This is a genomic window from Streptomyces palmae (genome assembly GCF_004684805.1).
Taxonomy (GTDB): domain Bacteria; phylum Actinomycetota; class Actinomycetes; order Streptomycetales; family Streptomycetaceae; genus Streptomyces; species Streptomyces palmae.
In genome coordinates this window covers 44,418-53,383 of the sequence record NZ_SRID01000006.1, presented here as the reverse complement: position 1 = coordinate 53,383, position 8,966 = coordinate 44,418, and the positions used below count along the sequence as shown (strand labels likewise).

Here is an 8,966-nt window from a genome sequence, read left to right as displayed (position 1 = left end):
CGCTCCACCCCCGCGGCGCCCGCCACCGAACCCGCCAACTCCTCCTGCCCCCGCACGAACTCCCGGTACTGCACCACCTCGGCATCCAGGGCCGCACCCCGGTAGGCGGCGTCCATGTCCCGCACCAGGGGGGCCAGCGAGGGCCCGTCGCCCACCAGGTGATGGAGGCAGACGACCAGCATTTGCCCCTGGTCGCCCAGGTCCATCAGGCCGGCCCGCAGCAGCCGCCCCGAGGCCAGGTCGAAGGGGGTGGAGGCGATCTCGCGCACCCAGCCCCGCCAGCGGTCCGTCCGCTCCTCGGGGGGCAGTGCCGACAGGTCGACCTGGGTCAACTCCGGTGACCAGGCAGGACCGATGCGCTGCCACAGCCGTCCCTCGCGCTCGGTGAACCCGGTGCGCAGGGCCTCGTGCCGGGCCACCACCGCCGCCAGCGCCCGGCGCAGCCGTGCCGCGTCGAGCCGGCCGCCGCGCACCCGCCAGACCAGGGGCATCGCATAGCGGTCGGTGGCCCCGGAGAGCTGTTCGTCCAGGGCGATGCGGCGCTGGAAGTCGGAGGCGGGCACCAGCGTCCCCGGCAGGTCGTCGTCCCGTCCGGCCAGGGCCGCCGGGGCGGGGCCCGGGCGGGCGGCCGCGGCGTCGATGCGGTCCGCGAGGTCCTGGAGCCGCGGGTTCTCGAACACCGAGCGCACCGGCAGCTCGGCGCCGAAACGCTCGCGGATCCGGGCCAGCAGGGTGGCGGCGAGCAGGGAGTGGCCGCCCGCCTCGAAGAACGAGGTGCCGGCGAAGACCTCGGGCACCGGCAGCAGCTCCCGCCACAGCTCGGCGAGCGCCTCGGCGGTCCCGGTGCGCGGGGCACCGCCCGCCCCGTCGGTGAGCGGGGTGCTCGACGCGGCCAGGGCGGCCCGGTCTATCTTCCCGTTGACCGACAGCGGCACGCGGTCCACGACGCGGAACACGGAGGGGACCATGTACGCGGGCAGCCGCTCGGCCAGGCGGGTCCGCAGCTCGCCCGCGCTCGGCACGCTCCCCGGGCACCACACATGGGCCACCAGCCGGTCGCCGTCCTCGGTGTCGGCGGTGACCTGGGCCTGGGCGACATCGGGGTGCTCCAGCAGGCAGGCCTCGACCTCACCGGGCTCGATGCGGTAGCCCCGCACCTGGAGTTGGTCGTCCAGGCGCCCCAGGTACTCCAGGGTGCCGTCCGGCAGATAGCGGCCGAGGTCGCCGCTGCGGTACAGGCGTCCGGCGCCGGACGGGTCGGGCCGGAAGCGCTCCCGCTCCAGCTCGGGCCGGCCCAGATAGCCGGCGGCCACGCCCGCGCCGCCGACGCAGATCTCCCCCACCGCGCCGATGGGCAGCATCCGGTGCCGGCCCGCGGTGCGCACCGGGTCCAGCAGATGGACGGTGGTGGTGGGGATCGGGGTGCCGATGGGGCTGCGGTCGCCGGCGATGTCCTCGGCGGTGATGGTGCGGGCGGTGACGTGCACCGTGGTCTCGGTGATCCCGTACATGTTGACCACCTGGGCGGCGGGGTGGCCGGCGGGCCAGTCGCCGAGGGTGGCCGGGCGGAAGGCGGCGCCGCCGAGGATGACGTAGCGGAGGGTGTCCATCCGCCGTTCGGGGGTCCGGGTCACCTGGGTGAGCTGGGCGAACGCGCCGGGGGTCTGGTTGAGCACCGTGACGCCCCGGGCGCGTACCAGGGCCGCCAGCCGCTCCGGGTCCTGGAGGTCCTCCGCCTCGGGCAGCACCAGCCGGCCGCCGTGCACCAGGCAGCCGAAGATCTCCCACACCGAGAAGTCGAAGGCGTACGAGTGGGCCTGCAGCCATACGTCCCGGGGGCCGAAGTCGAACGGCGAGCGGTCGTTGAGCACCAGGCGCACCACGTTGCGGTGGGTGACCCGCACTCCCTTGGGCCGACCGGTGGTACCGGAGGTGTAGATGACGTACGCCAGGTCGTCGGGCCCGGCCTCCGGCAGGTCGCCCGTGGCGGGGCCGGGGGCGTCCAGGTCCATCCGGTCGAGCCGGATCGTCCGCCCGGTGAACACGGCCGGGCGGTCGGCGGCGGGCGTGCCGGTGCGGTCGTCGGCGGGCGTGCCGGCGGTGGCATCGGCGTTCTCGGTGCCGTCCGTGTTCTCGGGGCCGTCCGCGGCGGGGGTGCCCTCCGCGGTGTCGGTGCCGTCGGTGACCAGCAGTCGGGCTCCGCTGTCGGCGAGGATGAAGGCGGCCCGCTCCGCCGGTGCGGCCGGGTCGATGGGCACATAGGCCGCCCCGGCCAGGAGGACCGCCATGATCGCCTCGATCTGGGCGGGCCCGCGCCGCAGCCGCAGGGCCACCAGGGTGCCCGGTGCCGCCCCCTGGTCGGCCAGGGTCCGGGCGAGCCGGCCGGCCCGGGTGATCAGCCGCTGGTAGCTGAGCGAGCCGGCCGAGTCGGCGAGGGCGGTGCTGTGCGGCTGCCGCCGGGCGCGCTCCGCCACCAGTCGGGCGAGGGTGGTCTCCGGGTAGTCGGCGGCCGTGTCGTTCCACTCCTCGGTCTGCCGGCGCCGCTCCCGCGGGGTGAGCGGTTCGAAGGCGCCCACCGGGGTGCCGGGGGCGGCGAGTGCCTGGTCCAGCAGGCGCTGCCAGTGCTCGGCCACCGCCGCCGGGCGCTCCGGGTCGTAGTAGAGGCCGTTGGAGAGCAGCCGCCCGGTGATGCCCCGCGCGGTGGACCGCAGCGTCAGATACAGGTCGCACTTGCCCAGGCCCGCCACGGGCGGGTCGATCGGCTCCTCGGCGGCGCCGTGCTCCCAGTCGAAGACCACGTCGTACAGGGCGGTGCGGCTCATGTCCTTGGGTGGGGCGACGCGCCGTACCACCTCGTCGAAGGGGGCGAGCGAGCAGGCGCGTACGGCCGTCAGGCCCGCCTGGCAGGTGTGCGCCCAGGAGGCGAAGGACTGCTCGGGGGTGCCGCGCAGCCGCAGCGGCAGGATGTCGTCCACCGGGCCCACCACACCCGCCGAGTCGGCGTCCCGGCGCGGGTTGGACACGCCGACGGTGAGGTCGTACTGCCCGGAGTACCACTGGAGTACGGCGGTGTACGCGGCCAGCAGCACGGCCTCCGCGCTCACCCCCTCGCGTGCGGCGAAGGCGGCGACCTCGGCCGCCTTCGCCACCTCGATCGGCAGCGACTGCTCCCGGTAGACGTGCACGGCGGCCCGGGTCCGGTCCACCGGCAGCCGCAGGGGCTCGCCGCCACCGTCCAGCAGCTCCGCCAGCCGGGCCGTGTGGCGCTCCTCCTCCTCGGTGTCCCGGGCCTGCCACCACTGGGTGAACGAGGGCGGTGCGGGCGGTAGCTGCCCGCCGCCGAGCAGGGTGGACAGTTCGCCGGCCACGGTCCGCAGCGAGGCGCGGTCGGCGACGGCGAGGTGGGCGACGAGCGCCAGGGTGCAGCCGCCCCCGCCGTCCGGGCGGGCCACCACGCGCAGCAGCGGGCCCTCGGCCAGCCGGAAGGGCCGGGTGAGCAGGTCGGCGAGTCGCTCCGGGGCGTCACCGTCCGCCTCGTCGAGCCAGGTGCAGTGGATCGGCAGGCTGTCGTGGACGCGCTGGACGCAGGACTCGCCGTCCAGGTGCACCGTGGTGCGCAGCGCGGGGTGGCGCCGCACGGTCGCGGCCACCGCCTCGCGCAGGGCGGCCCGTTCGGGCACCCGGTCCACGGTGAGCAGCCGGGTGGCGTTGTGGTAGACGGGGGCGTCCGGGTAGACGGTGCCGCGTTCGAAGTGCTCCACGAAGGCCATCCGCTGCTGGTGCGGGGTGGCCGGCCATTCCCGGTACGCGGCCGGGGCGGCGGGGCCCGCGGCCTCCTGGTAGGCGGCGGCCAGGTCCCGCAGGAAGACCGGTTCGGAGCCGATGTCCCACACCAGGTGGTGCAGGCAGCACAGGAGCAGCTGGTCGTGGTCCGGGGCACCGAGGTCCACCAGCATGGCGCGCAGCAGGCGCCCGGAGTCGGGGTCGAAGGGCAGTCGGGCGAACTCCCGCAGGGCCGCGGTGGCGTGGTCGAGCCGGCTCTCCTCGGTGGCGCCCTCGGCGGTCCGGTGCACGACCTCGGGTGTCCACGCCTCGCCGACCAGCTGGTGCGGCCGGCCGCTCGGGCTCTCCACGAAGCGGGTGCGCAGCACCTCGTGGCGTTCGACGACCCGGCCGAGCGCGGTGCTCAGGGCCCCCGGGTCGATGCCCCCGCCGGGGATCCGCCAGGTGAGCGGGGTGTTGTAGTGGGAGCCGAAGCCGCGCAGCCGCTCGTCCAGCCAGATCCTCTCCTGGAAGCCGGAGACGGGCAGCGTCTCGGACGCGGGCGGCTCCTGCTCCTCCTCGGCGTCGGGCGTGCGGTGCCGGTCCACGGCCCGGGCCAGCGAGCCGAGATCGGGGTGTTCGAACACGGTGCGCAGCGAGATCTCCGCCCCGAGCCGTGACCCGATGCGGGACACCAGCCGGGTGGCGAGCAGTGAGTGCCCGCCCAGGGCGAAGAAGTCGGGGCGCGCGGCGGCGTCCACCGGCACCCGCAGCAGGTCCGACCAGATCGCAGCCAGCTCCCGCTCGGTCGCGGTGGTCGCGGTGTCGGGGGTGGTCTGCGGCTGGTCGGCGGGGGCAATGGACGGCCGGTCCGGGGCGGTGGGGTGTTCCAGGGGCGGGAGTTCGGCGCGGTTCACCTTGCCGTTGACCGACAGCGGCAGCTGGTCCAGTACGGCGTAGGCGGCCGGGAGCATGTAGTCGGGCAGTTGCCGCCGGGCGAACGCCTCGACCGCGGGGACCAGCTCACGTTGGTGCTCCCGGTCCGCGGGGCGGTTGGTGAACGCTTGCGCGGTCGGGTCGGGACCGGTGGCGGGGCGGCGCGGATAGGTGTCGGCGACGAAGCCGGGCGCCTCCTGACCGGTGCCGCCGGGGTGGGCCGCCGGGTCCAGGAAGAGGATGTCGAGGCTGCCGTCCGCGGCCGTGTGCGACCAGGTGAGGATGGTGTGCAGGCCCAGGCCCTGGCCGAGCGCCGCGAAGTCCTCGGGGTCGGGCAGCGGCTCGGTGGCGGCCGGCGCGGCGCCGTCCAGGGCGTCGAGCGCGGTGGCCAGGTCGCCGCCGGCGCACACCTCCCGCTCCGCGCGCAGCAGCGGGCTCACCCGGGCGTTGGGGACGCCGGTCAGGCGCAGCGCGGCGGGCCGCTTCGCCAGCAGGTGGCGGCCCAGGGCGGGCAGGCCGTCGATGTCCGTGCCCCAGCGCACCGAGGTGGCGTCGGCGCTGCTGTCCGGCCGGGTGTCCGGGGCGGTCGAGGGGCTGGTGCCCGGGGAGGTGCGCAGTACGGCCTCGTAGCGGAACTGGGTGAGTTCGTTGTGCCGCCGGCCGCGTTTGACCCGGATGTCGACGCCGGCCACCTCGGGGAGTGAGCCCAGGTGCTCGGTGAAGAACTCGGGTTCCACCAGGAGTTCCTTCTCGTGCAGCAGGAGCTGTTCGACCGCCCGCTTCAGTTCGTCCGGTGTGCGCCCGGGTGCCGAGCGGCGCAGTTCGACACCGGTGCGGAAGGCGCGCAGCAGGCGCTGGGGCCGGATGTCGCCGACGTAGAGGTGCCCGCCGGGTACCAGGGTGCCCAGGGCGCCGCGCAGGGCCGCGGCGAGGTAGTCGGCGCTGGGCAGGTACTGCACCACGGAGTTGACGACCACGCAGTCGAAGTGGTGGAGCGGGATTCCGGACAGGTCGCGTGCCTCGCGGTGCAGCAGGTGCACCCGGTCGGCCAGGTCCGGGGCCTCGCAGACCTTCCGCCGCAGCCGGTCGATGGCGCGTCGGGAGAAGTCGGTGCCCCAGTACTCCGCGCAGTGCGGGGCCAGTCGGGCCAGCAGGAGTCCGCTGCCGACGCCGATCTCCAGCACGCGCCGCGGGCGCAGTTCCAGGACGCGCTCCACGGTGCGGTCGCGCCACTCCCTCATGTGCTCCCGAGGGATGGGGGTGCCCAGGTAGCTGTCGGTCCAGCCGCTGAAGTCCTCCCCCAGCCCGGCCTCGTCGCCTTCCCGGTACATGTCCTCGTAGACGTGCTGCCACTCGTCCACCCGGGTCCGGTCGGCCTGGTCGGGGCCGTGCCCTTCGGCGGGGCGGCCCCCCGGTGCGCCGGCGTCCTCGCGGACCGCCGGGACCAGGTAGGCCACCAGGCGCTTGCCGTGGCCCGGGGTGTCCTGCGGCAGCACCACGGCGCGTGCCACCTCGGGGTGGCGCTCCAGGGTCGTCTCGATGTCGTGCGGCTCGACCCGGAAGCCGCGGATCTTCACCTGGTCGTCGGCCCTGCCGAGGAACCGCAGGGTTCCGTCGGGGGCGTACCGCACCAGGTCGCCGGTGCGGTACATGCGGCCGGGGTGGAAGGGGTTGGGGCGGAAGCGCTCGCGGGTGGCCTCGGGCCGGTTGACGTAGCCGGCCGTAACGCCGGCGCCGCCGACCCAGAGTTCGCCGGGGGCGCCCGAGGGCACCGGGGCGCCCTGGGCGTCCAGGACGTACAGGGTGGTGTTGTCCATGGCGCGGCCGATGGGGACCGGGCCCGCGGGCGGGGCGGTCATCCGGTGCCGGGTGGCGAAGGTGGTGGTCTCGGTCGGCCCGTAGCCGTTGACCACGGTGATGCCGGGGCAGTGCGCGAAGACCCGGGCCACGGCGGCGGGTGGGACGACGTCCCCACCGGTCCACACCTCGTCCAGGCCGCGCAGGCAGTCGGGTTCCTCCTCCGCCAGGGCGGCGAACAGACCGGCGGTCAGCCAGGCCGCGGTCACCCGGTGCCGGGCGATCATCTCGCGCACGGTGGCGGGCTCCAGCGGTCCGGGTGGGGCCACGCACACCTGCCCGCCGGAGAGCAGCGGGACCCACAGCTCGTACAGCACGGCGTCGAAGGCGTGCGGGGAGTGCCACAGCACGCGGTGGTGGGCGCCGCCGCGCCAGCACCGGTCCAGGGCCAGGGCGGTGATGTTGCGGTGGGTGATCTGGACGCCGGAGGGCACGCCGGTGGAGCCGGAGGTGTACATCACGCAGGCCGGTGCCTCGGCCGGGACGGCCCGCGGGGGCGGCGGCGACAGGGGCGGGGCGGCCTGGGCGAGGGTGTCCGCGTCGAGTACCGGCAGCCCCGCCGCGGCCTGTTCGCGCACCAGCGGCAGCTCGCGGGTGGGTCCGGCGACGAGCAGCAGGTCGCCGCCGGCCTGGGCGAGGAGGGCGCGCAGCCGGGAGGCGGGCTGCCGTTCGTCCAGGGGTACGTAGGCCGCCCCGGTCTTGAGCACCGCCAGCAGGACGGTCAGCAGGTCCACCGAGCGTTCCATGAACACCAGTACGGTGGAGCCGGGGCGCACGCCGTGTTCGTCCAGCTGGGCGGCGATCCGCTCCGAGCGGGCCTCCAGCTCCGCGTAGCTGAGCCGGGTGCCGCCGTCGGCGACGGCCACCGCGTCGGGGGTGCGGGCGGCCTGCCGCCGGAACAGTTCGCCCAGCGAGGCGTCCGGCAGCGGCACCGGCTCCGGCTGGCACTCGGTCAGCAGCCGTCGGCGCTCGGCCGGTCCGATGGCGTCGGTGGCGGACACCGGGTGGTGTACGGAGCCGGAGCCCAGGGCGTCCAGGAGGGTGGCCAGGCGTTCGCGGTGCTCGGCGAGTTCGGTGTCCGCGCAGCGGTCCGGATGGACGTCGAGGGTGAGCTGGAGTTCGCCCTTGGGGCGCCGGTAGCAGCAGAGGGTGAAGTCCTCGGTGGGCATGATCGAGAGGTTGTGCAGGGTGCCGGAGGCGGTTCCGAGGTCGACCGGCCGCAGCGGTGGCACCAGGTTCACCAGCGGTCCGGCGAACCGCCGGTGCTCGGGCCAGCCGAGCTCCTGGCGCAGGTCCTCGCTCCGGTAGCCCTGGTGCTCCATGGCCCCGGTGACGGTCGCCTCGGTGTCGGCCAGCAGTTCGCGCCAGGTGGTGTCCGCGCCGACGCGCAGCCGCAGTGGGAGGACGTCGGACATCATGCCGGGGAACCGCTGCGCCGCGGGGGTGCGCCGGCCGTGGGCGGCCAGGCCCACCACGACGTCCTCGCGGCCGGACATCCGGTGCGCGTAGCCGGCCAGCAGGGCGATCAGCGCGCGGGAGGAGGTGGTACCGGCCTCCCGGGCCGCCGCGCGCAGGGCCCGGTGCTGTTCCGCGGTGACGGTCAGGTCGGTGCGGCGGACCTGGTGCGCGATGCCCGTGCCGCCCTCGGCCCAGGTCAGCTCCAGGGGCTCGGGACGGTCGGCGAAGCGCTGGTGCCAGTACGCCCGGTCGGCCGCGTACCGCTCGGAGCCGCGGTAGCCGGCCGCTTCCTGAAGTGCCTCGGCCAGTGGCTGGAAACGCGCGGCGGGCAGCGGCTGTCCGGCGGCACTCGCCCGGTAGATCTCGGCGATGCGGTGGGTGATGAGGTTGTACATCTGGCCGTCGGTGACGATGTGGTGGTAGCGCTGCACCCACAGGGTGCGGTCCGGGGCCAGTTCCAGCACGGCGCAGTCGCCGACCCGGCCCGATTCCAGGTCGAAGGGGTCCAGGAGCCTCCTGCGCATCCATCGCAGGGCGGCGGCGAAGGGGTCCGGCTCGGCCGTCAGGTCGTGGACCGGCACCTCGGGTGCGGTGGTCGGCAGCAGGATCTGGCGCGGCCCGCCGGTGCCCGCCTCGAAGCGCACGTGCAGGCCGTCCGCCTCCGTCGTGGCCTGGCGGACGGCCTCGGTGAACAGGGCGGTGTCGAGGGTGCCCTGGATGTCGAGGTACTGGAGGCAGTGGTAGGCGGGGCTGGCGGGGTCCAGTTGGTGCGCGTACCAGATGCCGGACTGGGCCGGGGACAGCGGGTGGCTCTGCGGGGAGTGCATCGCGGTTCCTCTTCCTGCGCGCCAAGACGGGGTGCTGCCGAGGGTCGGTCAGCGGACGTGGGGAAGTCGGGTGTTCGTGGCATGCCGAAGGGGCATGGGGTGGCCGCCCGGAGGGTCTCCGGGGAA

Annotated in this window: 1 protein-coding gene; it reads right to left on the bottom strand. The window is 75.3% G+C overall.

Annotated features, from left to right (window positions below; genetic code table 11):
* Positions 1-8,840 (bottom strand): non-ribosomal peptide synthetase (locus tag E4099_RS01740; RefSeq protein ID WP_135337084.1); only part of this gene is annotated, 8,840 nt, incomplete at its 3' end.
* Positions 8,841-8,966 lie beyond the last annotated feature (126 nt).